Source organism: Rhodobacter sp. SY28-1 (assembly GCF_005222785.1).
GTDB lineage: Bacteria > Pseudomonadota > Alphaproteobacteria > Rhodobacterales > Rhodobacteraceae > Tabrizicola.
This window is the reverse complement of the sequence record NZ_STGH01000001.1, coordinates 410,286-434,524: the sequence shown is the minus strand read 5'-3', so window position 1 is coordinate 434,524 and position 24,239 is coordinate 410,286. Positions and strand designations below refer to the sequence as shown.

The 24,239-nt window shown below is 65.6% G+C and carries 21 protein-coding genes; 6 read left to right on the top strand and 15 right to left on the bottom strand.

The window, feature by feature from the left end:
• Nucleotides 1-34: 34 nt before the first annotated feature.
• The 9 genes from E8M84_RS02145 to xdhA form a co-directional block, all read right to left on the bottom strand.
• Entirely contained in the window at nt 35-1,111 is a 1,077-nt protein-coding gene (locus E8M84_RS02145; protein ID WP_137109525.1) for an FAD-binding oxidoreductase, read from the bottom strand.
• A gap of 49 nt (nt 1,112-1,160) precedes the next feature.
• Nucleotides 1,161-2,069, bottom strand: a complete 909-nt coding sequence (locus E8M84_RS02140) for an aldo/keto reductase (protein ID WP_137109524.1) — start codon at nt 2,067-2,069, stop codon at nt 1,161-1,163.
• 79 nt (nt 2,070-2,148) lie between these two features.
• The gene (locus E8M84_RS02135; protein WP_137109523.1) at nt 2,149-3,237 is read right to left on the bottom strand and encodes a BMP family ABC transporter substrate-binding protein; all 1,089 of its coding nucleotides are present in this window, start codon (nt 3,235-3,237) and stop codon (nt 2,149-2,151) included.
• Between the two features lie 52 nt (nt 3,238-3,289).
• The gene (locus E8M84_RS02130) at nt 3,290-4,216 is read right to left on the bottom strand and encodes an ABC transporter permease (RefSeq protein ID WP_137109522.1); all 927 of its coding nucleotides are present in this window, start codon (nt 4,214-4,216) and stop codon (nt 3,290-3,292) included.
• A gap of 1 nt (nt 4,217) precedes the next feature.
• Entirely contained in the window at nt 4,218-5,297 is a 1,080-nt protein-coding gene (locus E8M84_RS02125; RefSeq protein ID WP_137109521.1) for an ABC transporter permease, read from the bottom strand.
• Nucleotides 5,284-6,813 carry an ABC transporter ATP-binding protein gene (locus E8M84_RS02120; RefSeq protein ID WP_137109520.1) on the bottom strand — a complete coding sequence of 510 codons (1,530 nt, stop codon included), beginning with the start codon at nt 6,811-6,813 and terminating at the stop codon, nt 5,284-5,286. Before E8M84_RS02120 ends, E8M84_RS02125 begins: the two co-directional genes overlap by 14 nt.
• Nucleotides 6,810-7,775: a xanthine dehydrogenase accessory protein XdhC gene (gene xdhC, locus E8M84_RS02115; protein WP_137109519.1), complete on the bottom strand. Its 966-nt coding sequence runs from the start codon at nt 7,773-7,775 to the stop codon at nt 6,810-6,812. Before xdhC ends, E8M84_RS02120 begins: the two co-directional genes overlap by 4 nt.
• Nucleotides 7,768-10,179, bottom strand: coding sequence for a xanthine dehydrogenase molybdopterin binding subunit (gene xdhB, locus E8M84_RS02110; RefSeq protein WP_137109518.1), 2,412 nt, complete (start codon nt 10,177-10,179; stop codon nt 7,768-7,770). The genes xdhC and xdhB overlap by 8 nt, the downstream gene beginning before the upstream one ends.
• Nucleotides 10,176-11,552 (bottom strand): xanthine dehydrogenase small subunit, encoded by a 1,377-nt coding sequence (xdhA, locus tag E8M84_RS02105; protein ID WP_137109517.1) that lies wholly within the window; start codon nt 11,550-11,552, stop codon nt 10,176-10,178. Before xdhA ends, xdhB begins: the two co-directional genes overlap by 4 nt.
• Before the next feature lie 298 nt (nt 11,553-11,850).
• Between xdhA and E8M84_RS02100 the strand changes: the two genes are divergently transcribed.
• The 6 genes from E8M84_RS02100 (at nt 11,851) to E8M84_RS02075 (ending at nt 20,553) form a co-directional block, all read left to right on the top strand.
• The gene (locus E8M84_RS02100; protein WP_137109516.1) at nt 11,851-12,390 is read left to right on the top strand and encodes a DUF2269 family protein; all 540 of its coding nucleotides are present in this window, start codon (nt 11,851-11,853) and stop codon (nt 12,388-12,390) included.
• 95 nt (nt 12,391-12,485) lie between these two features.
• Nucleotides 12,486-13,100, top strand: a complete 615-nt coding sequence (locus E8M84_RS02095; RefSeq protein WP_137109515.1) for a glutathione S-transferase family protein — start codon at nt 12,486-12,488, stop codon at nt 13,098-13,100.
• Between the two features lie 103 nt (nt 13,101-13,203).
• Nucleotides 13,204-16,650 carry a DNA polymerase III subunit alpha gene (dnaE, locus tag E8M84_RS02090; protein ID WP_137109514.1) on the top strand — a complete coding sequence of 1,149 codons (3,447 nt, stop codon included), beginning with the start codon at nt 13,204-13,206 and terminating at the stop codon, nt 16,648-16,650.
• 79 nt (nt 16,651-16,729) lie between these two features.
• Nucleotides 16,730-17,461, top strand: coding sequence for a heparan-alpha-glucosaminide N-acetyltransferase (locus tag E8M84_RS02085; protein ID WP_137109513.1), 732 nt, complete (start codon nt 16,730-16,732; stop codon nt 17,459-17,461).
• A gap of 57 nt (nt 17,462-17,518) precedes the next feature.
• Nucleotides 17,519-19,936, top strand: coding sequence for a phenylalanine--tRNA ligase subunit beta (pheT, locus tag E8M84_RS02080; RefSeq protein WP_137109512.1), 2,418 nt, complete (start codon nt 17,519-17,521; stop codon nt 19,934-19,936).
• A 149-nt stretch (nt 19,937-20,085) separates the two neighbouring features.
• Entirely contained in the window at nt 20,086-20,553 is a 468-nt protein-coding gene (locus E8M84_RS02075; protein WP_137109511.1) for a DUF411 domain-containing protein, read from the top strand.
• A 10-nt stretch (nt 20,554-20,563) separates the two neighbouring features.
• Here the strand turns inward: E8M84_RS02075 and E8M84_RS02070 are convergent, their stop codons facing one another.
• The 6 genes from E8M84_RS02070 to E8M84_RS02045 are packed head-to-tail and all read right to left on the bottom strand — an operon-like array spanning nt 20,564 to nt 24,237.
• On the bottom strand, nt 20,564-21,244 hold the full coding sequence (locus E8M84_RS02070; RefSeq protein WP_137109510.1) for a DUF1523 family protein: 681 nt from the start codon (nt 21,242-21,244) through the stop codon (nt 20,564-20,566).
• A 12-nt stretch (nt 21,245-21,256) separates the two neighbouring features.
• Nucleotides 21,257-21,535 carry a hypothetical protein gene (locus E8M84_RS02065; RefSeq protein WP_137109509.1) on the bottom strand — a complete coding sequence of 93 codons (279 nt, stop codon included), beginning with the start codon at nt 21,533-21,535 and terminating at the stop codon, nt 21,257-21,259.
• A gap of 1 nt (nt 21,536) precedes the next feature.
• On the bottom strand, nt 21,537-22,886 hold the full coding sequence (locus E8M84_RS02060; RefSeq protein WP_137109508.1) for a DUF6638 family protein: 1,350 nt from the start codon (nt 22,884-22,886) through the stop codon (nt 21,537-21,539).
• Nucleotides 22,883-23,485: a hypothetical protein gene (locus E8M84_RS02055; protein ID WP_137109507.1), complete on the bottom strand. Its 603-nt coding sequence runs from the start codon at nt 23,483-23,485 to the stop codon at nt 22,883-22,885. The genes E8M84_RS02060 and E8M84_RS02055 overlap by 4 nt, the downstream gene beginning before the upstream one ends.
• Before the next feature lie 48 nt (nt 23,486-23,533).
• Nucleotides 23,534-23,929, bottom strand: coding sequence for a hypothetical protein (locus tag E8M84_RS21770; protein WP_170971822.1), 396 nt, complete (start codon nt 23,927-23,929; stop codon nt 23,534-23,536).
• Complete coding sequence (locus tag E8M84_RS02045; protein WP_137109506.1) at nt 23,926-24,237, bottom strand: hypothetical protein; 312 nt, start codon at nt 24,235-24,237, stop codon at nt 23,926-23,928. Before E8M84_RS02045 ends, E8M84_RS21770 begins: the two co-directional genes overlap by 4 nt.
• Between the last annotated feature and the right edge of the window lie 2 nt (nt 24,238-24,239).

Sequence of the window (24,239 nt, the reverse complement as noted above, 5' to 3'; positions counted from 1 at the left end):
TTGCACAGGGACCGGAAAGGAGCCTTGACGTGCGTCAACCGAAGCGTGAGGGCGCCAGTTGTGCGACCAGTTCCGCGTCCAGCTCGGGCGTCCGCCCCCCGATCAGGTCGGCGGCCAGACGGCTTGCCGCCGCGCTTGTCTGGAACCCATAGCCGCCCTGGCCCGCCAGCCAGAAGAACGCAGGCTCCCGCGCGTCCGGCCCGATGACCAGCACCCGGTCCGGCGCAAAAGTCCGCAGACCCGCCCAGTTGGAAATCAGCCGCGTCACCGGTTCCGTAACCATCTCCTCATATCGCGCGAGGCCTTCCGCCAGCACCATGTCGTCGGCCCAGGCGTCATGCGGCTCCATCAGGTCCTCCTCGGCGGGGCTGACGATCAGCGCCCCCGCATCGGGCTTTGCGTACCAGTCCTCGCCGGGTCCGAACATCATCGGCCATTTGCTCACATCATGCCCGCCCGGTGCCGGAATCCGCGCCATCGACCGGCGGTAGGGCGTGAAGCCAAGCGGCCGCACCCCGGCCATCGCGGCTACCTGGTCCACCCAGGCCCCCGCCGCGTTCACCACTATCCGCGCGGTGAACTCCCCCGCAGACGAGGTCACGCGCCAACCCGCACCTTCCTTCGCAATCGCCGTCACCCGAGCCTTGGTCAGCACCTTAGCCCCGCGCCCCTTGGCCTCACGCGCGAAGCCCTGCACCAGAAGGTCTGTATCCACATCCTCGGCATGGGCGGCGTAACCCGCCATCGCCACGACGTCCGGGTTCAGGATCGGCACGATCCCCCGCGCTTCCTCGACGCTGATCCGGTCGAAGTGCATGTCCACCAGATCATGCTCGAAGGCCTCCGCCCTGTCGGCCTTCCCCACCAGCAAAAGCCCGCGCGGTGACAGCACCCCCGGCACCGACCGAAAGTAGGCCTCGGACGCCATCGACAGCCCCACCACCGCAGGTGCGCCATAACGCGGCTCGAACAGCGCGGCGGACCGGCCCGAAGCGTGATGCGCCAGCGCCTCCTCGGTCTCCAGCACGATGACCGACCCCAGCTCCGACATGCGCGCCGCCGCCGAGATGCCCGCGATCCCGCCCCCGATAATCAGAAAATCCGCGTCCATGCTTGCCCCCCGCCTTACCCGCCCCTCAAACCACTCCCGCCCGCCGGTTTCAACCCGGCCCTTCCTCGCTGCGGTCGGTCGCGGGCGGCGGGGCAGGGACCAGCGCGGCCACGGCGGCATACAGATCATCGTCCAGCCGCACCCTGGCAGCCGCCAGCGCCGGGGCCAGCTGCACCGCATCGCGGGCCGAGACGATGGGCACCACCCGCGCCGGATGCGCCATCACCCAGGCAACCGCCAGCGTCACCGGAGATAGACCCGCCTCGGCCGCCAGCCGCGCGAAAGCCCCATCCACGCCCGCAGGCACACCGGCATAGCGGCGGGCATAGCGCGCATCCGTTGTCAGCCGCCCCTCGCCCCCTGCCGCATATTTTCCGGTCAGGAACCCACCGCCCAGTGGCGAATAGCTGTAGACCGCCATCCCCTGATCCATCGCCATCGGCAGGATCTCGACCTCGGCCTGCCGCTTCACCGCCGAATACATCGGCTGGATCGCGTCGATCCGCCCGCCCATCGCACCGGCAATCGCTTGCGCCTTCATCACCTGCCAGGCCGCGAAGTTCGATACGCCGACACGCAGCGCCAGACCCTCGGCCTTCACCTCCAGAAGCGCCGCCACCGTTTCCTCCAGCGGAGTGCCGGGGTCGAAACGATGCAGGTAGAACAGGTCCAGCGGCAGCCCGATCCGGTCCAGGCTTTCCGACAGCTGCGCCCGCAGGTTCGCGCGTCCTGCCCCGCCGAAATAGCCCGCCTTGGTGGCAATCCGCACGCCCTCGACCCCGCGCAGTAGCGCACCCAGCATCCGCTCGGACGCCCCATCGCCATAGCCATGCGCCGTGTCGAAATCGCGGACACCTGCCTCCAGACAGGCCTCGACCATCGCCGCCGCCGCACGGTCATCGGCGGTGGTGCCGAACTGCATGGCCCCGAAGGCCAGCCCTTGGGAAATCTGTGTCATGGCCGCACCCTGCCACAGGCCCGCAGCATGAAAAAGGCCCGCCAGAAGCGGGCCTTTACCTGTCAGACGGGCTGCCCCATCACTGCGGGATGTCGCCCACGATGCCTTCGACGTAGAAGTTCATCCCCAGAAGGTCGCCATCGGGGGCAGTCGCGCCCTCTGCCAGCCAGGGCGAGCCGTCCTGCTTGTTGATCGGCCCGGTGAACGGGTGATAGGTCCCCGCCGCGATCGCATCGCGCAGCGCCTCCGCCTCGGCCTTCACTTCGGCCGGAACCGCTGCCGTGATCTCGCCGATCTCGACTTCGCCGCCCGCGATGCCTTCCCAGGCGTCCTGCTGCGCGTAGGTCCCGTCAAGCAGAGCGCCGACGCGCTTCACATAGTAGGGCGCCCAGTTGTCGATGATCGACGACACCCGCGGCCCGTCCTTGTATTCCGCCATGTCCGACGCCTGACCAAAGCCGATCACCGCGCCGTTGGTCTTGGCAGCCTCGGCAAGGGGCGCAGTCGAGTCGGTGTGCGACGCGATCACGTCCACGCCCTGGTCGATCAGCGCCTTGGCCGCGTCGGCTTCCTTGGCCGGGTCGAACCAGGTGAAGGCCCAGACGACCGACAATTCGACGTTCGGGTTCGCCTTCTTGGCGTGCAGGTAATAGCTGTTGATCCCCATGACGACCTCGGGGATCGGGAAGGACCCGATGTAGCCGATCTTGTTCGACTTGGTCATCTTGCCCGCGATATGGCCCTGGATCGCGCGGCCCTCATAGAAGCGGGCGTTGTAGGTGGAAACGTTCGGATGCTCCCGCTTGAAGCCCGTGGCATGCTCGAACTTCACGTCCGGGAACTTGGCCGCGACGGCGTTCGTCGGGTCCATGTAGCCGAACGAGGTCGTGAAGATGATGTTGCAGCCGCCCAGCGCCATCTGGGTCAGCACGCGCTCGGCGTCTGCACCTTCCGGCACGTTTTCCTGATACTGGATCTCGACCTTGTCGCCATAGGCCTCTTGCACGGCCAGCGCGCCCTGGTGGTGCTGGAAGGTCCAGCCGCCATCGCCGATCGGGCCGACATAGACGAAGCAGGCCTTCACCTTGTCCATGCCCTGCGCAAAGGCGCCGCCCGAGGCCAAGAGCAGCCCCATTGCGGCGGTCGCCAGCAGATTTCTCCGTTTCATACTCGTTCTCCCCTTGGTGGCAGGGCCTGTTGCGACCCTGCAGTTGTAGGCCTCAACGCGAGGCGTGAAAGTTTTGGCCCAGCGCAGCCGGAGCGCCATTCGCTTTGCGTCCCGCAGACATGATGACCAGCACAAGGATGGTTATCAGATAGGGGGCCATGGACAAGTACTCGACCGGGATGCCACTGCCCGCGACCTGCAGGTTCAGTTGCAGCACGGTGATCCCGCCGAAAAGATAGGCACCGATCAGCACACGCCAGGGCTTCCAGCTGGCGAAGACGACTATGGCCAGCGCGATCCACCCCGCCCCCGCCGTGATCCCGTCCACCCACTGCGGCACCCGGGCAAGCGAGACATAGGCCCCGCCCATCCCCGCCATCGCCCCGCCAAAGGCGATGCACATCAGCCGGATGCGGTTGACCTTGTAACCCAGCGCATGGGCCGCCTCATGGCTTTCGCCCACCGCGCGGATGATAAGTCCCACGCGGGTCGCCTTCAGCACCCACCACAGCACGGCGGTCATCGCGATGCTGAAATAGACCACCCAGTCATGGCCAAAGACAATCGGCCCCACCACCGGCAGGTCTGCCAGAGCGTCCGGCAGCAGTTGCGTGGTCGGCGGCGGCTTGATCCCGTTGTAGCCTTGCCCGCCAAGGCTGGACACACCCAGTCCGAACAGTGTCAGCGCCAGCCCCGTCGCCACCTGGTTCGCCAGGAACACCTGGGTCAGCAGCGCGAAGATGAGGCTCAGCACCGCCCCCGCCACGGCCCCGCCGACAAAGCCCAGCACGGGGCTTCCCGTCTCGACCGCCACGATGAACCCGCCAAGGGCCCCGATGACCATCATCCCCTCGACGCCTAGGTTCAGCACACCCGCGCGCTCCACCACCGTCTCGCCCAGCGCCGCCATCAGGATCGGCACCGCCGAGGCCATCAGGGTTGCGATCAGGATGACCGGATTGATCCCACCAAAGTCCATCTCAACGCGCCCCCACAGCCAGCCGGAACCGATAGTTCGTCAACACATCCACCGCCAACAGGAAGAACAACAGCATCCCCTGGAACACCTGGATCGCCGCATCCGGCAAGCCAAGGTTCGTCGACGCCATCTCGCCCCCCACATAGGTCAGCGCCATCAGGAACCCGGCCAGCACGATCCCCAAGGGGTTCAGCCGCCCAAGGAAGGCCACGATGATCGCGGTGAACCCGTAGCCGGTGTTGAAGTCGATGCTGATCTGCCCGGCCGGTCCCGTCACCTCGAACATCCCCGCCAGCCCGGCCAGCGCGCCGGAAATCCCCATGCACAGCACCACCAGCCGCGCAGGCGACACCCCGTGGAACCGCGCCGCCCTTGGCGCTTGCCCGGCCAGCCGGATCTGGAATCCCGCCTGATGCCGCGTCAGCAGGACATAGGCCAGCACCCCCGTCACCAGCGCCGCAACGCCACCCCAATGCAGGCCCAGCGGCTCATACAGGAACCCGTTCTGCGCCGCCGGATAGCTGCTGAAGTTGCGGCTTCCCGGAAAGCCCATCCCCTCGGGGTTCTTCAGGAAACCTGTCGAGGCCTTGGCGAGGATCGTCTCGGCCACATAGACCAGCATCAACGAAACCAGGATCTCGTTGGTGTTGAACCGCGTCTTCAGGATCGCCGGGATCATCGCCCACAGCCAGCCGCCAAAGGCCCCTGCCACCACCATGACCGGAAAGATCCACCGGCTTTCCGTCGGAAACACCGCCAGCCCGACACTGGCGCCGAAGATCGCGCCCATGATGTACTGGCCCTCGGCACCGATGTTCCATATCCCCGCCCGGAACCCCAGCGCAAGCCCGATGGCAATCAGAATCAGCGGCCCTGCCTTCACCAGAAGCTGCCCGCGCAGATAGAAGGCGAACTCGCCAAAGACCGGGTCCCAGAAGATCGTCCGGATCACCTCGAACGGGTTCTTGCCCATCGCGGCAAACAGGATGCCGCCTGCGATCATCGTCAGGATCACCGCAACGGGCGGCGTCGCATACAGCCAGAACCGGCTCGGCGTCGGGCGCTTTTCAAGCATCAGCATGATGCGCGACCTCCATCCCGTGGGCGCCGCCCATCATCAATCCGATCTCGTCCATGGTCAGCCCCTCCGCCGGCCGCGGCTTGGTCAGCCGCCCTTCATTCAGGACGGCAAAGCTGTCCGAGACTTCCAGAAGCTCGTCGAGGTCCTGACTTATGACCACGACCGCCGCGCCTTCGCCCGCCCGGTCCAGGATCGACTGCCGGATCTGCGCCGCCGCTGCCGCATCCACCCCCCAGGTCGGCTGGTTGATGACGATGACGGATGCCCCCTGCATCAACTCGCGCCCCATCAGGAACTTCTGCAGGTTCCCACCCGACAATGCCCGTGCGGCCACATCCGGCCCCGGCGTGCGTACGTCATAAGCCTTGATGATCTCCTCGGCGAATTTGCGGGTGCCTGCCCAGTCCACGAACCCGTTCTTCGTCAAACCCTTGCGGACGCCTGCCGTCAGAAACGCGTTCTCGACCAACGACATGTCCGGAGCCGCCGCATGCCCATAGCGATCCTCCGGCGCCGCCACCAGCCCAGCCTTCCGCCGATCCACCGGTCCCCGGTCGCCGACCGGCTGACCCGATACTCGCACCTTGTCCGCCGCCGCCTTCAGCTCCCCAGACAATGCGAGCAAAAGCTCATCTTGTCCGTTCCCAGCCACCCCCGCGATGCCCAGCACCTCGCCCTTCGCCACCGTGAAGCTGATCCCTTTCAACGAGGTCCCGAACGGAATCGGCGACTCCACCGACAGGTCTGACACCCCAAGCGCCACCTCGCCTTTCGCCCCTACCCGCCGCTCGGGCGTCTTCAGCGCCTGGCCGACCATCAGCTCCGCCATCTCCCGCGCAGTACGTTCCCGAGGCGTGCAGGTGGCCACCACCTTCCCCCGGCGCAGGATCGTCGCCTCGTCGCACAGGCTTTTGATCTCTTCCAGCTTGTGGCTGATGTACAGGATCGCCGTTCCCTCGCTCGACAACTGCCGCAGCGTGCGGAACAGGATCTCCACCTCCTGCGGCGTCAGCACCGACGTCGGCTCGTCCATGATCAACAGCTTCGGGTCCTGCAGCAGACACCGGATGATCTCCACCCGCTGCCGCTCCCCCGCCGACAGGTCCCCCACCATCCGCGACGGGTCCAGCGGCAACCCATACTCCTCCGACACCGCCCGGATCTTCGCCGCCAGCTCCCGCATCGGCGGCGGGTTCTCCATCCCCAGCGCGACGTTCTCCGCGACATTCAGCGCCTCGAACAGGCTGAAGTGCTGGAACACCATCGCCACGCCCAGCCGCCGCGCCTCGGCCGGCTTCGACGGCGTGTAAGCCGCGCCCCGTAGGGTCATCGTCCCCGTATCCGGTCGGACCAGACCATAGATCATCTTGACCATGGTCGACTTCCCCGCCCCGTTCTCGCCCAGAAGCGCGTGGATCTCTCCCTCGCCGATGGAGAACGACACGTCCGAGTTCGCCACCACCCCCGGATAGGCCTTGGTGATCCCCTCAACCCGCAGCAGTTCAGGTCTGGTCATGCCCGCTTCTCCCCCACCGCCAGGGCCGAAGCCCGCAACATCTCCGCCACCACGCCCACTGCAATCGCCTGCGGATGCTTGCCCAAAGACGGATCGCCAATCGGACACCTGATCCGCGAGATCGACCCCGCCTCATGCCCCACCGCCCGCAACCGAGACCGGAACCGCCCCCACTTCGTCGCCGAACCGATCAACCCGCACGACCGGAAACCGCGTAGCAACAGCCGATGGCACAGCTCCAGGTCCAGCGCATGGGAGAACGTCAGCACCAGATGCTCCGCCCCCACGGGCGCGTGATCCGCCACCAAAGCCGGATCGCTCGCCGGAACGACCGTAACCCCCTCCGGCACCAGATCCGGAAACCGCTCCGCCGCCACATCCACCCAGGTCACCGCAATCCCGGGCAGCGGGGCCAGCACGGACACCAAAGCCCGCCCCACATGCCCCGCACCCCAAACCCAGACCTGGCGATCCGCCTCAGCCACCGGCTCCACCAGCCAGCCCGCTATCAGCCCCGGCGCAGGCCGCACCCCTTGCCCCCGAGCCGCCGCCAGCACCCGGCTGACCGCCAAGGGCATCTCGTCCGCACCGCGTGCCACGACGCCGGCCACAGCCTCCGGCACCGCTTCGAATACCTCGGTCCACAGCACCACCGCCCCACCGCAGCACTGGCCCAGCGACGGCCCCAGAGCAATCCGCTCAACCCGGGGTGCAACATACCCCCTCTCCCCACCGGGGGAGAGGGTTGGGGTGAGGGGGAAACCCGCCAACCATTCCCGCGCCTTCGCCGCCGCCTCGAACTCCAGCGCCCCGCCGCCAATCGTCCCCGACTGACCGTGATCCCAGACCAGCATCGAAGCCCCGACCTCACGAGGGCTGGACCCCTCGACCGAGGCAATCACCACCCGGGCCACCCGCCCGTGAACCGCCAAGGCTGCCGCCAATGCCGAAAGGTCAAACACGCTCGACCCTCCGCACCGCCATCAACACCCGCTCCGCTGTCGCCGGGGCGTCCAGCGCCGGATAGACCGACCCATCCCCGCAAGCCGCCACCGCATCCGACAGCGCGTACAGCGCCGAGATCCCCAGCATGAACGGCGGCTCGCCCACCGCCTTCGACTTGCCCACCGCATCCTCGCGGTTGGGCTTGCCCCACAAGGCCACGTTGAACACGTCAGGCCGATCCGAACAGGCCGGGATCTTGTAGGTCGACGGCGCATGCGTCGCCAAACGCCCTTTCCCGTCCCAGACCAGCTCCTCGGTCGTCAGCCACCCCGCGCCCTGAACATAAGCCCCCTCGACCTGCCCGATATCCAGGGCCGGGTTCAAAGAGGTCCCCGTGTCATGCAGCAGATCCGCCCGCAAAATCCGGTTCTCCCCGGTCAGCCGGTCGATCACAACCTCGGTCACCGCCGCCCCGTAAGCGAAGTAGAAGAATGGCCGCCCCGTCCCCTTCACGCGGTCCCAGATGATCTTCGGCGTCGCGTAATAGCCGGTCGAGGACAACGAGACCCGCGCCTGATAGGCCCAGGCCACCACCCGCGCCCAGTCGTAGACCTCCCCGGCGACCTTCACCGTCCCATCCACGAACCGGACAGAGGAGGGCTTAACCTGATGCTTCTCGGCGATGAACTCCGCCAGCCGCCCGCGGATCGTTTCCGCCGCCGCCTTCGCCGCCATCCCGTTCAGATCCGCCCCCGACGACGCAGCCGTCGCAGACGTGTTTGGCACCTTCCCGGTATCCGTCGCCGTGATCTTCACCACCGAGGCATCCACCCCGAACACCGACGCCGTCACCTGCGCCACCTTCTGGAACAACCCCTGTCCCATCTCGGTCCCGCCATGGTTCAGCGCGATGGACCCGTCCTGGTAAACATGCACCAGCGCCCCCGCCTGGTTCAGCCAGGTCAGCGTGAACGAGATCCCGAACTTCACCGGCGTCAGCGCGATCCCCCGCTTCAGGACCGGAGACCGCCGGTTCCACTCCGCGATCTCCGCCTTCCGCGCCCGGTAGTCGCTGGTCCGCTCCAACTCCGCCACCAGCTCATGCCCGATGAAGTCTTCCACCGGCATGTGATACGGCGTCGTCTGAACCCGCCCGTCCGGCGCAAGATCATGCGATCCTACCGGAGCCGCCGCCCCACGAGAGGTCAGATCGACCTCCCCCATTTTCTGTCCGGAAGTATCCTCGGGGGGTCCGGGGGGCGAAGCGCCCCCGGGGCTGGCCATCCCGCGATAGAAGTTGGCCTTGCGCACCTCCAGCGGCTCGCGCCCCACGACGAAGGCCACATGGTCCATGACCCGCTCGACGCCCACCATCCCCTGCGGCCCGCCAAAGCCCCGATAGGCCGTGGCGCTGCAGGTGTTGGTCTTCAGCCGGTGGCTCTCGATGCGGATATGCGGCAGGTGATAGCAGTTGTCCGCATGCAACATCGCCCGGTCCGCCACCGGCAGGCTCAGGTCCTGAGACCACCCGCAACGGAACAGATGCGTGAACTCCAGCCCCAGTATGCGGCCCTCATCATCCACCCCCGCGCGATACTTGATCCTCAGATCATGCCGCTTTCCCGTGATGACCATGTCGTCATCCCGGTCATACCGCATCCGGCACGGCCGCCCCGTCAGACGCGCCGCCACCGCACAGGCAATCGCCAGCGCGTTCCCCTGGCTCTCCTTACCCCCGAACCCCCCGCCCATCCGGCGCACTTCCACGCGTACCGCACTCATCGGCAGGTGGAGCGCGTGCGCCACCTTGTGCTGCACTTCGGTCGGATGCTGGGTCGAGGAATGGACAACCACATCCCCGCCTTCCTGAGGCACCGCCGCCGCGACCTGCCCCTCCAGATAGAAGTGCTCCTGCCCCCCCACCTCGAACGACCCCTCGACGACCCGTGGTGCCCCCTCGATGGCCCGAGCAGCATCGCCCTTCGCCCAGACCACCGGCCCCTGCTCGAACCGGCTGTTCGCCGCCAACGCATCGTCCACCGTCAGCAGCGCCGGCAACTCGCGATAGGTGATCTTCCCCAACCGCGCCGCCTTCCGGGCCGCGAGGTGGCTTTCGGCAATCACAAGAAATACCGGCTGCCCGACGTAGTGGACCTTTCCCACCGCCAGCAGCGGCTCGTCATGCGCGGAAGGGCTGCAATCCGGCATGTCCGGAAGATCGTCGGCCGACAGCACCGCGAAAACGCCCTTGGCCGCCCGAACCGCCGACAGATCAATTCCCGTGATCTCGCCATGCGCCACGGTCGACAGCCCGAAGGCCAGATGCAGCGCACTGGCCAAGGGCAGGTCATCCACATACCGCGCTTGCCCCGTCACATGCAGCGGCGCCGCGTCATGCGGCAGGGCTTTCCCCATGCTCATGGCATCACCTCCAGCACCGAGACGGGCACCCCCGACAGATCGTGGAAATACCGACGCAGCAGGTTCTGCGCCGTCAGCATCCGATACCCAGCCGAGGCCCGCATGTCCGACATCGGCGCAAAATCCCCCGCCATCGCCTCGGCCGCCGCTTCCACCGTGGCCTCGGTCCAGGGTTTCCCGACCAACGCCACCTCAGCCGCAGAAGCGCGTTTCGGCACCCCCGCCATGCCGCCAAATGCGATCCGGGCCGAGGTCACGACGCCGCCCTCCACGGCTACATTGAAACACCCGCAAACCGCCGAGATATCCTGATCGAACCGCTTGGAAATCTTGTAGCAGCGCAGCGCCTCCGCCCGCTCCGGGAACGACACCCCCGCCACGAACTCCCCCGGGCGGCGATCCTGCTTGCGATACTCCAGGAAGAAGTCCTCCAGCGGCATCGACCGCATCTCATCGCCCCGCCGAAGATGCAGCGTCGCCCCCAGAGCGATCAGCGCCGGCGGCCCGTCCCCGATGGGCGAGCCGTTGGCGATATTCCCCCCGATCGTCGCCGCATTCCGCACTTGCACAGACGCATACCGCCGGAGCAGCTCGCCAAACGATGGCAACCGCTCCGCCACCGCCTCCCGCAGCGCGCTGATGGTGACACAGGCCCCGACATGCAGCTGCCCGCCCTGCACCTCGATGCCCTTCAGGTCCTCGACTCCATTCAGGAACGCCACCGGACGCAGATCGCGCAGCTGCTTTGTCACCCAAAGCCCCACATCCGTCGCGCCCGCCACCAGCACCGCGTCGGGGTTGGCCACATACCACTCCGCCAGCTCATCCGACCCAGAGGGCCGGAACACCCCCGCCTCGCCTGCCGCAAAGGACGCAACGGCGTCACGATCAGCCCTCATCCACTCCGGCACAGGCGCGTCAGCCGCAGCCTCCGCCGCCCGGACAATCGGCGCATAGCCCGTGCACCGGCACAGGTTCCCCGCCAGCGCATCATCATGCGCGCGGTCCCCGTTCAGATGCGCCACCGCCATGCTGACCACGAACCCCGGCGTGCAGAACCCGCACTGCGACCCGTGATGCGTCACCATCGCCGCCTGCACCGGATGCATCGCTCCATCAGGCCCCGACACACCCTCAACCGTCCGCACCGCCTTGCCATGCAACTGGGGCAGGAACAGGATGCAGGCGTTCAGCGCCTTTGACCCCGAGCCATCGGTGACCATCACCGTGCAGGCTCCGCAGTCGCCCTCGTTGCAGCCTTCCTTGGTCCCGCGCAGACCATGCACTTCGCGCAGCCAGTCCAGCAGGGTCCGCGTCGGGGCTTCCCCCTCGATGCGAACCGGCGTTCCGTTCAACAGAAACGCAATGCTCATCCGTCAGCCCGCCGCGGTCTCCCCGTTTGGAGCACTTTGCGTGGTCGCCCGATGCGGCGTAAAGCGACCCACGCGCCCCTTCTTCTGATTATCATTCCATCAAGCGCGGTCGGACGATTCAAGGCAAGAACAAACTCTTCCGCAAAAGGCGAAGCTGTTTTCAAGATTTGCCGAAAATTCCGGCAGCGCGAGGCTGTCCTAGCGACAGTTGACCCAAGGTAAGGCTTCCCCTACTCGCCCTTCGCAGCACCGCGGACTATTGGGCAGCCATCAACTGTTCTACAAATGGATAATTCGAATGGACTTCGCTTCCCTCCTTAAATTCGCTCACGTCGTCGCCGCCGTCCTCTGGGTCGGCGGTGGTTTTACCATGATTATCGCCGGCATGTTCATGGCCCGTCACTCCAGCGCCGAAACGCGCATCGCGGTGATGCGGGCCACGACACTGCTTGCCCCCCGTCTGTTCATTCCATCCAGCGTCCTGACCCTTGCCACTGGCGTGGCGCTCCTGTTTGTCGCAGGCTGGGGCTGGCAACCGTTCACCGTCCTCGGTCTGATCGGCGTACTCTTCACCGCCGGGTTCGGGGCCACTGTCATCGGTCCGGGCTGTGAACGCGCGATCAAGATCGCCGAAGACCACGGCGCCGAGGCCGCTCTGCCCCAGGCGAACCGCCTCTACCGGCTGGCGACGATGGATTATGCCGTCCAGTTCGCCATCGTTTTCCTGATGGTGATTAAACCGTCGTGGAGCGATTTTGCCGTCTTCGGCGGCATCGGCTCGATCATCGCCCTCGCGACCCTTGCCGCCCTGCGCCCAATGCCCCGCATCGCGGCCTGAGGATCGCATACCCGCAGCCCGGACCTGCAAAGTTTCGGGCTGCGCCCCACGCGGCGATCTGACAGGATGACCCGAACCAACAACGGGGACGGATCATGCTCACGCTCTACTACACCCCCAGGACCTGCGCGCTGGCGACCCATATCGCTCTGATCGACGCCGGGACCGACTACACGCTGCACCGCATCGACTTCGCCAAGGGCGAGCAGCGCGCACCCGAGTTTCTCGCCGTGAACCCAAAGGGCCGCGTCCCCGCCCTTGCCACCCCACAAGGTATCCTGACCGAGACGACCGCGCTTCTGACCTACGTCGCCCAGTCCTTCCCGGTGGCCAACCTCGCCCCCACCGACCCCTTCGCCCTGGCCCGGCTCCAGTCCTTCAACGCCTTCCTTTCGTCCACCTTGCACGTTGCCCACGCCCACGGCCCTCGCGGCAACCGCTGGACCGACGACCCCGCCGCCCAGGCCGCGCTGAAATCCTATGTCCCCACCTCAGTCACCGCCGCCTTCAAGCTGGTCGAGGACACCATGCTGGAAGGCCCCTTCGTGATGGGCGACACCTACACCATCGCCGACCCCTACCTTTTCACCATGTCCACCTGGATCGAGGGCGACCAGGTCGACACCGCGGAGATCCCCCGAGTCATGGCCCACCGTCAGATGATGTCCGAACGACCCTCGGTCATCCGCGCGCTGGCCGAGGAAGCCTGACCTCCTCGTTCGTCTTCGACTCCTCGTCGGTGCGTCCTGCGAGGAGTGACGAAGTCCACGACGAGCCTTCCCGTCACCTGCGAACCTGCGCTAGACTCGCCTCATGCCCGGCGCAAATCCCCGATTCATCCACCTTCGCACCCACACAGAACACTCGCTTCTTGAAGGCGCGGTGCCGGTCAAGAAACTCGTCGGCCTCTGCACCGCGCAGAACATGCCTGCTGTGGCGGTGACCGACACGAACAACATGTTCGCCGCGCTGGAATTCTCTGTCACCGCCATGGGCGCAGGGGTACAGCCCATCGTCGGCTGCCAGATCAGCATCGCCCACGACCCCGCCCAGCCGGGCGAGAAACCCCGCCTTCCCGCGTCCATCGTCCTCCTCGCGCAGAACGAACGCGGCTACATGAACCTGATGCGGCTCAACACGCTTCTCTACATCGAGGGCACCATCGACAGCTCGTCGAACTTGCCGCAGGTAACGCTCGACGAACTGGCCCAACACGCCGACGGCCTCATCTGTCTCACCGGCGGCCCCGAAGGCCCCCTCGGCCGCTTCCACGCCACCGGCCAGCAGGCCAAGGCCCGTGCAATCCTGGAACGCCTTGCCGCGATCTACCCGAACCGCCTCTACGTCGAACTGCAGCGCCACCCCGGCCCGGGCGGAGCGCTTCCAGAAACCGAAGCCCTTGCCGAACGCGGGGCCATCGACCTTGCCTACGAACTTGGCCTCCCCATCGTCGCCACCAACGACGTCTACTTCCCCAAGGCGGACCTGTATGAGGCGCACGACGCCCTGATCTGCATCGCAGAAGGCGCATACGTCGACCAGCAGCAGCCCCGCCGCCGCCTGACGCCGCAGCACTACTTCAAGTCCGAAGCCGAGATGGTCGCCCTCTTCGCCGACCTCCCCGAGGCGCTGGAGAACACCGTCGAGATCGCCCGCCGCTGCGCCTATGCCGCGCAAAAGCGCAAACCGATCCTCCCCAAATTCGCCGATGACGAGGTGCAGGAACTCCGCCGCCAGGCCAACGAAGGCCTCCAGGCCCGCCTCAAGGTCATCCCCCATTCGGCGACGCCCGAAGAATACCAGGAGCGCCTCGATTTCGAGCTGTCGATCATCGAAAAGATGGGCTTCCCCGGCTATTTCCTGATCGTGGCCGACTTCATCAAATGGGCCAAGGACCACAACATTCCCGTGGGTCCGGGCCGGGGCTCGGGCGCAGGTTCCCTCGTCGCCTATGCGCTGACGATCACCGACCTTGATCCCCTGCGCTATGCGCTGCTGTTCGAACGCTTCCTGAACCCCGAACGCGTCTCGATGCCCGACTTCGACATCGACTTCTGTATGGACCGCCGGGAAGAGGTGATCCAATACGTCCAGGAAAAATACGGCCGCGACAAGGTGGCCCAGATCATCACCTTCGGTGCTTTGCTGTCCAAGGCCGCCGTCCGCGACGTGGGCCGGGTCCTCCAGATGTCATACGGCCACGTCGACAAGCTGTCGAAAATGATCCCCGTGGAAGGCGTGAAGCCCGTCAGCATCACCAAGGCCCTCGCCGACGAACCCCGCCTGCGCGAGGCCGCAAAGGAAGAGGTCGTCGGGCGTCTGCTGGACTATGCCGCCAAGATCGAAGGCCTCTACCGCAACGCTTCGACCCACGCCGCGGGCGTCGTGATCGGCGACCGCCCCTTGGACCAGCTGGTCCCCCTCTACCGCGACCCGCGCTCGGACATGCCCGCGACCCAGTTCAACATGAAATGGGTCGAAGCCGCCGGTCTGGTGAAGTTCGACTTCCTCGGCCTGAAAACCCTGACCGTGATCCAGAACGCGATGGACCTCCTGAAACTCCGGGGGATCGAGTTCGACATCAACCTGATCCCGCTGGACGACAAACCCAGCTACGACCTCTACGCGTCAGCGAAAACCGTCGCCGTCTTCCAGGTCGAAAGCTCCGGCATGATGGACGCGCTTAGGCGGATGAAGCCCACCTGCATCGAGGACATCGTCGCCCTCGTCGCCCTCTACCGCCCGGGCCCGATGGAAAACATCCCGACCTATTGTGAGGTGAAGAACGGCCTCCGCGACCTGGAATCCATCCATCCGACCATCGACCACATCCTTGCGGAAACCCAGGGCATCATCGTCTACCAGGAACAGGTGATGCAGATCGCCCAGGTCATGGCGGGCTATTCCCTCGGCGGCGCCGATCTCCTCCGCCGCGCGATGGGGAAAAAGATCGCCGAGGAAATGGCGAAGGAACGCCCCAAGTTCATCGAAGGCTGCAAGGCCACCCACAACATCGACGCCAAGAAAGCCGGTGAGGTCTTCGACCTGCTGGAAAAGTTCGCCAACTACGGCTTCAACAAATCCCACGCCGCTGCCTACGCCGTGGTCAGCTACCAGACCGCCTACCTCAAGGCGAACTACCCCGCCGAGTTCATGGCCGCCGTGATGAATTGCGACATCCACCTCACCGACAAGCTGGCGGTCTACAAGCGTGAGGTCGACAAGCTGGGCCTGAAAACCATCGCTCCCTGCGTCAACGCGAGCCTCGCCACCTTCACCGTCCGCGACGGCGCCATCGTCTACGGCCTCGGCGCGTTGAAGAACGTCGGCGTCGACGCGATGAACCTGATCGTCAAGGCGCGCCAGGACAAACCCTTCGCCACCCTCTTCGACTTCGCCCGCCGCGTGGACCTGAAACGCATCGGCAAACGCCCCCTCGAAATGCTCGCCCGCGCCGGGGCTTTCGACCAGCTCGACCCCAACCGCGCCCGCGTGTTCGAGGCGCTCGACCCCCTCGTCGCCTATTCCGCCGCGATCCACGAGGCCGCCGCTTCCGCCCAGAACTCCCTCTTCGGCACCGCCGGGGCCGACATCCCCGAACCCCGCCTTCCCTTCCGTGACGACTGGCTTCCGACCGAACGCCTGTCTCAGGAACACCAGGCCATCGGCTTCTACCTCTCTGGCCACCCGCTGGACGACTACATGTCAGCGCTGCGCAAGAAGGGCGTCGAGACGCTGGCGCAAGTCACCCAGAAGGCCGAACGCGGCCCCTGCATCGCCAAACTGGCAGGGTCGGTGTCCTCCCGCCAAGAACGCAAATCCGCCAAGGGCAACCGTTTCGCGTTCATCCAACTCTCCGACCCCACCGGCCTCTACGAGGTCACCTGCTTCTCCGACGTCCTCGAAGCCTCCCGCGATTACCTCGACGCCGGGGAGAACGTCGTCCTCACCGTGAAAGCCGAGCTTGAGGGCGACACTCTTAAACTCCTCGCCCAGGGCATCACCCCGATCGACATGGTCGCCGCGCAGGCGGGTGCCCCTGACCTCCGTATCCACCTCACCAGGCCCGAGGCCGCCATATCGCTCGCCTCGCTCCTCGCCCGGGTCGAAGGTCGCAGCCGGGGCACGATCACCCTCTGCATCACTGATCCCCAGGGACGAGAGATCGACATCGCGCTCCCCGACAGCTACCCGATCACCCCGCAGGTCAAGGGCGCGATCAAGGCCATGCAGGGCGTTCTGGCAATCGAAGAACTGTGACCCATAGGTAGGGTGGGCAAAGCTGCCCACCCTACGAACCCGCCTTGCAGCCCCCGCCGTTCCGCGCCACCTTCGCGCCATGTCCAGCGCCTCCGACCTCCTCCCTCCTGGCCGCCTGATCGGCCTCGACGCCGCGCGGACCCTCGCCGTGGTCGCGATGGTGATCTTCCACTTCACCTTCGACCTCGCCCTCTTCGGCCACATCGACCCCGGCACGATGTCCCAGCCGTTCTGGTACTACTTCGCCCGGATGATCGCCGGCAGCTTCCTGTTCCTCTCCGGCATCAGCCTCTGGCTCGCCCACGGGCGCGGCATCCGCTGGCCGTCGTTCTGGAAACGCTGGGCGATGATCGCCGCCGCCGCCGCGCTGGTCACCGCTGGCTCGATCTGGTTCGTCCCCGGAGGCCCGATCTGGTTCGGCATCCTCCACGCCATGGCCGCCACCGCCCTCATCGGCCTCATCGCCCTGCGCCTCCCCTGGCCCGTCACCCTCGCCCTCGCCGCCGTGATCTTCGCCGCCGCCTTGGGCCCGCGCTTCCCTGCCTTTGACCCGCTCTGGCTCGTCTGGACCGGCCTTGCCGAAACGCGGCCCATGATGGGCGACTATGTCCCCCTCATCCCCTGGGCCGCCCCCGCCCTGGCCGGGATCGCCGTGGCAAAGGCCCTGAAACTCGACCAATGGCGCGGCACCGCACCCTCACGCCTGACCAACGCCCTCACCTTCCCTGGCCGTCACAGCCTCATCATCTACCTCGTCCACCAGCCCATCCTCTTCGGCCTCTTCAACCTCTACGCCCGCTTCATCGGCTGACTTCCCCTCGCCCCCGCTTTCCGCTAATCGGAACCCCGAAGTTTGGAGGCGCCTGCGATGAAGTTCACCCTGTCCTGGCTGAAAGATCACCTCGACACGACGGCCACCGTCGATGCCCTGGCCGAGGCGCTGACCGACCTTGGCCTTGAGGTCGAAGGCATCGAGGACCCCACCGCGCAGCTTGGCGCCTTCCGCATCTGCCGCGTGATCGAGGCCGTCCAGCACCCCAACGCCGACCGCCTCCGCGTCTGCCGGGTGGAGACCTTCCCCGACGGCCCCGGCGGCCGCACCGAAGAAATCCAGGTCGTCTGCGGCGCGCCCAATGCCAAGACCGGCCTCGTCGGCGTCTTCGCCCCCCCCGGCACCCATGTCCCCGGCACCGGCGTCGACCTGAAACCGGGCAACATCCGGGGCGTGGATTCGAACGGCATGCTCTGCTCGGAACGTGAACTCATGCTGTCCGACAACCACGACGGCATCATCGAGCTGCCCTCTGACGCCCCGCTCGGTGTCCGCTACATCGACTATCGCGGCCTGAACGACCCGGTCATCGAGATCAAGGTCACCCCCAACCGCCCCGACGCGCTTGGCATCCACGGCATCGCCCGCGACCTCGCCGCGCGGGGCATGGGCAAGCTGAAGCCTGTCACCGCCACCCCGGTCGCTGGCAAATTCCCCACCCCCATCGGCATCCACATCGCTCCTTCGCTGAAAACCAAAGGCTGCCCCCACTTCGCCGGCCGCCTGATCCGCGGCGTCAAGAACGGCCCCTCGCCCGCTTGGATGCAGGCCCGCCTCAAGGCCATCGGCCTTCGCCCGATCTCGGCCCTGGTGGACATCACCAACTACTTCACCTTCGGCCTGAACCGCCCCCTCCACGTCTTCGACGCCGCCAAGGTAAAAGGCGACCTGATGATCCGCCCCGCCAAGGACGGCGAAACCCTGCTGGCCCTCGACGGCAAGACCTACACGCTGACCCCCGGCCAGATGGTCATCGCCGACGACCACGGCCCGGAATCGCTTGCCGGGATCATGGGCGGCGAAGCCTCGGGCTGCACCCCCGAGACGACCGACGTCTTCCTGGAAAGCGCCTACTGGGACCCGATCACCATCGCCGCCACCGGCCGCGCGCTGAAGATCAACTCGGACGCCCGCTACCGCTTTGAACGCGGCGTGGACCCGGCCTTTACTCTCCCCGGCCTCGAACTCGCGACGCAAATGATCCTCGACCTCTGCGGCGGCGAGGCGGGGACCGTGGTGCAAGACGGCACCCCCATCGACCCGACCCGGACCTACCAGCTGAACCCCGCCCGAGTCATCAGCCTTGTCGGCATGGACATCCCCGAACCCACCCAGCGCGCCACATTGGAAGCGCTCGGCTTCACCCTCAACGGCAACGCAGTGACCCCGCCCACCTGGCGCCCCGACATCCTGGGCGACGCCGACCTCGTGGAAGAAGTCGCCCGCATCGCCAGCCTGACGAAACTCCAAGGCGCGCCGATGGCCCGCCAGCTTCCCGGCGTCCCCCGCCCGATCCTGACGCCCCTGCAGGTCCGCGAACGCACCGCCCGCCGCACCATCGCCGCGCTTGGGTACAACGAAGCCGTCACCTACAGCTTCATCGACGCCAAGTCGGCCGCCCTGTTCGGCGGCGGCACCGAGGCCGTCCGCGTCGAAAACCCGATCTCATCCGAGATGACCCACCTCCGCCCCGACCTCCTGCCCGGCCTCCTGTCAGCCGCCGCCCGCAACCAGGCCCGCGGCTTCATGGACCTGGCGCTGTTCGAGATCGGCCCGGCGTTCAGCGGTGGTGAGCCCGGCGACCAGCACTTGCAGGCCGCAGGCCTTCTGGTAGGGGCCGTCGCGCAACGTGATCCGCACGGCAGCCGCCGCATGGTCGATGTTTTCGACGCCAAAGCCGATGCAGAGGCGGTGCTGTCAGCCCTCGGCGCACCGTCACGCGTCCAGATCACCCGCAAGGTGGCCGACTGGTGGCACCCCGGCCGCTCTGGCGTGATCGGCCTTGGGCCCAACACCATGGCCACCTTCGGCGAGGTCCACCCACGCGTCCTGCAAGCCATGGATGTCAAAGGCCCCGCCGTTGCCTTCACCATTCTGATCGCCAACGTCCCCGCGCCGAAGGTGAAGACCCCCACCCGCCCTGCCCTCGCGATCAGCGATCTCCAGGCCGTGGACCGCGACTTCGCTTTCGTGGTGGACACGAAGGTCGAGGCCCTCACCGCCGTCAACGCAGCCCAAGGCGCCGACAAGACCTTGATCGAATCTGTCCACGTCTTCGACCAGTTCACCGGCGACAAGGCCGAGGCTCAGATGGGCCCCGGCAAGAAGTCCATCGCCCTGACCGTCCGCCTGCAACCGCAGGACAAGACCCTGACCGAAGCCGAGATTGAAGCCGTATCGGCTAAGATCATCGAGAAGGTCACGAAGGCGACGGGCGGAACTCTCCGCGCCTGACGACCGCTCATCTCATGTCTTCGACGCTCTTCGCTGCGCCAGCGAGGAGCGCACGAAGCGCGACGACGAGCGGTGTTTCCCGTTCGTGACTGGAAGTTGGGCGATGCCCGGCTATCCTGCAGCTTAAGACCTCAGGAAGGACTTGCCCGATGCATACCCTGTCTCGCCGTCATCTGCTTGGCCTCGCGGCCGCCCTTGTGGCCGCCCGGCCCCTCGCAGCCCAGACGCTGCCCAAGATTCATGTGGTGAAAGACCCCGATTGCGGCTGCTGCAAGGACTGGATCGGCCACATCCGCGACGCGGGCTTTCCCGTCAGTTTCGAAGACATGGCCCCCGGCGCGCTGGCCGACCTCAAGGCCTCGCTGGGCCTCAAGCCGACCCAAGTCTCCTGCCACACCGCCCAGGTCGAGGGCTATGTCATCGAAGGCCATGTCCCCACCGACGACATCAAGCGCCTGTTGACCGAACGCCCCGACGCCATCGGCCTTGCAGTGCCCGGGATGCCCTATGGCTCGCCCGGCATGGGCCCCGAGTCGGACCGCGAAGCCTATGACGTCCTGCTGATCGCCAAGGACGGAACCGCGAGCACCTTCAACAGCTACCCAGCGGCGGGCTAACCGAGGAAAGCTACTTCTTCGCCCGCCAGGTGTTGAACCAGGCCCCGATCCGCCCGAAGAACCCCCGCGCCTCTTTCCGCGCCGCATCCACCCGTTGGCCCGCCGCGTCAAACGTCTCGCCCACATCCGCCAAGGCCGGGTCCACCATCCGCTCACGGAACTGCAGCCACATCTTGCGGATCATAAGGATCACGAAGGCCAGGAAACCCAGGATCACGAGGTTCAGCCAGGGGATCAGCGTCACGTCCGGCCCCTCGACCGGAGTGATCTTAACCGCGTTCGGGAAGATCGAGAAGATCGGCAACCGCCAGCCGTAATGCGTCACCGCGACCCATTTGGGATTCGCCTTGTCCGACTTCAGGTTCTGCGCCTCGGCCTGCAGGGTGCTGCTGTCCCACTTGAAATACGGCGGCCAGAACCAGCCGGTATCCTCGTTGCGGTAGACCATCACGCTGGTCCCGTCCGCATAGACCGCGTCGATGAACCGGATGTCGCGGATGGTTGCGGTGGTTTCGACCCCGGTCCCGGTGTCCTCGATGGAATAGAACATCCAGTTCGCGCCAATGGGCGTGTTCTTGTTGTAGGTGTTGATGATCTGCACCACATCGCGCTGCGGCAGGGTGTAGTGCAGGAACAACCCGATGATCAGCACCACAAGGATCCGGATGCCCCACTTGATCTTGGTCCACATGGGTTCGCCCTCTCAGTGCCAGTTGATGAAGTAGATCGTCGCCAAAAAGCCTATCGTCGGCAGGATGTAGATAAGCCACAACAGCCGCTTTTTCAGCCCCTTGTCGTAATGAACCATCCCGGCCTCGATGAAGGCCGACCGCTCCTCCACAGTCAGCCCCTCCCGTGCGGGGTCGGTGTCCCATTCCTTCTCCAGCTTCTCGCGCCGAACCGACCGCGAGTAGATCGAGGTCAGGAAATAGGCAATCGTCAGCCCGACATACATGAAGAACGCAAGCCGTAGCCAACCCATGTTAACGTCTCCCTCCCCAGGGGCCCACCACCGGACGTGAGGGCTTCGGCCCCTCCGCCATCTGCGGGCGGTGCAACTCGTCCATGCTCGGCTCCGGCCCGAACAAAGCCGTCCGCGCGCCTTCCCGGTCCACCTGATACTCCCGCGCCAGGAAGTCCGCCACATAGGTCTTCTTGCGGTCGCTCCACGTCGCGTACTGCGCGTAGAACAGCTCCTTGTGGACGATGAACATCTGCCGGACGTCCATCGGGGACAGCTCCGACAACAGCATGTTCACCAGATCCCGATCCGGCCCCTTGCCCCTCAAGGTATAGAAATACGCCGGATGCTCGCTGGTGATCTTCGGCCAGGGCCCACCGGCCTCTACCCATCTCAACAGCGCCGCGAGGCCCAGAAACTCCTCCGGCAGAGCCGAACCCAGCTTGTAGGCCACCTTCCGCAATTCCGTCCGCCGAGCGTCCCCGATCTCGATCCCCAGCCGGTCCGCCGCGTCCACAAGGATGAAATCCATCTTCTGCCGCAAGATCGCCGCCGCATCCGTCCCGCGAGCCTGCACGATGGGCTCCACCAGCGCATTCCGCTCCAGCCAGTCGGCGATCTGGTTGCGGTGGTCCAGGTCCATCACCTGCGCCACCGGCACCTCGCCCAGCGATTGCCAGTCCAGCGTCGAGATCGCCGCCGGATAGCGCACCCCCTGAAAGATGTAGACCCCGCCGAAATGGCTGGTCCAGAAGTTCTGCTGCTGGAACGTCATCGCCGGAAGCGAGATCGGCACCCGCGTCACGTCGCCCGTCTTCTTCGCCAGCCCGATCATCTCGGCCACCAGCACATCATCGCGCCAACCGTCCGGCTCCTGCCGGAACCGCTCGATCAGCTTCGCCAGCTTCCCCGCATCCGCCACATGCCCGCCGATCGTATCCGCCTCGACCGTCACCTGCCTTATGTCGAACAGCTTCGCCGGCGTGTCGAACGCGTATACCGAGTTCTGCAGCTCCCCCGCCACCGCATCCCTTGCGGTCAGCGCAAACAGCTGCGCCTCGTTCTTCTCGATGAACTGCGTCAGGATCCCCCGGCTGGTGGAGAACTTGATGTTCAACAAAGGCGCATCCTTCTGCGCCGTGGTGAGCAAAATGAACTGCCGGTTCGCCCCGTTGGGGTTGAGGTAGAGGTCGTCGTTAAGCTCATCCCCGATCTCGGGCGAATAGCCGGACAGGTCGATGTGGAAATCGTCCAGCTTCGTGGTCTTGCCGGTCAAATGCTTGAGCGCCCGGTTGTAGCGTTCGACAAGGGCGGGCGAGGAGACCTCGATCAGGTTCCCGAACATCAGACCGCGTTGGATGAGGCGTTTCATGGTTCTTCGACTTTGAAGGTGAGGGCCTTCTGAATGTCCATTTTCATTCTTGCCCATTCCCCCCTGAGAAACGCGTTAGCCTTTTTGGTAACAGCTAGAAGAGCTTCGACTTCAGAATTTGTGTCAGAATGGTCGTGACGGGCTGATTCCAGGAGCGCTTGGTAGAGTTCCCGCGCTGGCGTTTCTGATAGATTCAGGCGCATATGTATCTTTCCTATGAGCGCAGTATGTCTGTTATGGTCTCGCTCATCTGGAGGAGAGAAAGTGATCTGGCAAAACTCCTCTATCTCGTCTCGCAGTTCATTAATCCACGCCTGTCGAAAGTCAGCAACCTTTAGCTCCGCCTGCAGCATTCGATTGGCAGCATCTCTTTTCTCCGCGGAACGGTTTGATAAGTGACTTGTCCATACAGAAAGGCCAACGACCAGAAATAGAGTTCCGAGAGCAATAAGAAGCTCCTGTCTCTCCAAAATGAATGCTTCGATCTTCTCTAGTGTACCTCCGGGATAGCTTCCCAGCGCTACAAGCAGGGGCGGTGCAAACGCAAATAGTGCCAGAAGTACAAAGACAAATGCAACGAGAAGCTCACGTCTAATCATCGGTCCCCCATATATGGAAGCAAGGTCGTGCAAAGTGGTTCCAGCATATCAGGAATCCAACTCACCTTGTGTCGTAACATCCACCATCCGCATCCCCAACCGCCGGTTAAGCTCCTGCGCCTTAACCAGCCAGACAAAGCCCAGGACCGGCCCCCAGAGCAGCGCGAACAGCGCCGAGCGGCCCAGGAAGAACCCCGCCCGCTCCAGCGGAGCCGCGAGGACCCCCGCCCAGACCCCCTCGTTGATCGCCGCATAAAGCCCGGCCGCCAGCCCGGCCCCCACGACCAGCGCCACCACAGCCGTCACCCCCACCGCCCGCGCAAGCGCCCGTTGAGACAGGTTCCCCCGCCCCACCAACCACCCCGGCAGCCAGGCCACCAGCGCGCACAACCCCGCCAGCGGCAGGATGGAGTTCCAGAGGTCGAGGGTCAGCGCGTTGCTCACTTCCCCTCCGGCCGCCGCAGTTTCCAGATCACCGACCCAATCGCCGCACCGACCAGGAAGCTGGCGATCCACATGATGCTTTCACTGGTCATGTAGCCAAAGGCCGACGCGACCCTGCCAGACCCGTCAGGATTGACCCCCGGACTGACCTGAAAGAAGAACAGCAGAAACACCCCGACCAGCGCGGGGATCACCGCGAAAAGGATCCCCCGGTTCGGCCCCCAGCGCAGACAGAACATCAGCGCGACCACCAGCGGCAAGATGAAGTCGGCCAGGAAAACCAAGGGGTTGTGCATCACCGCTCCCATGG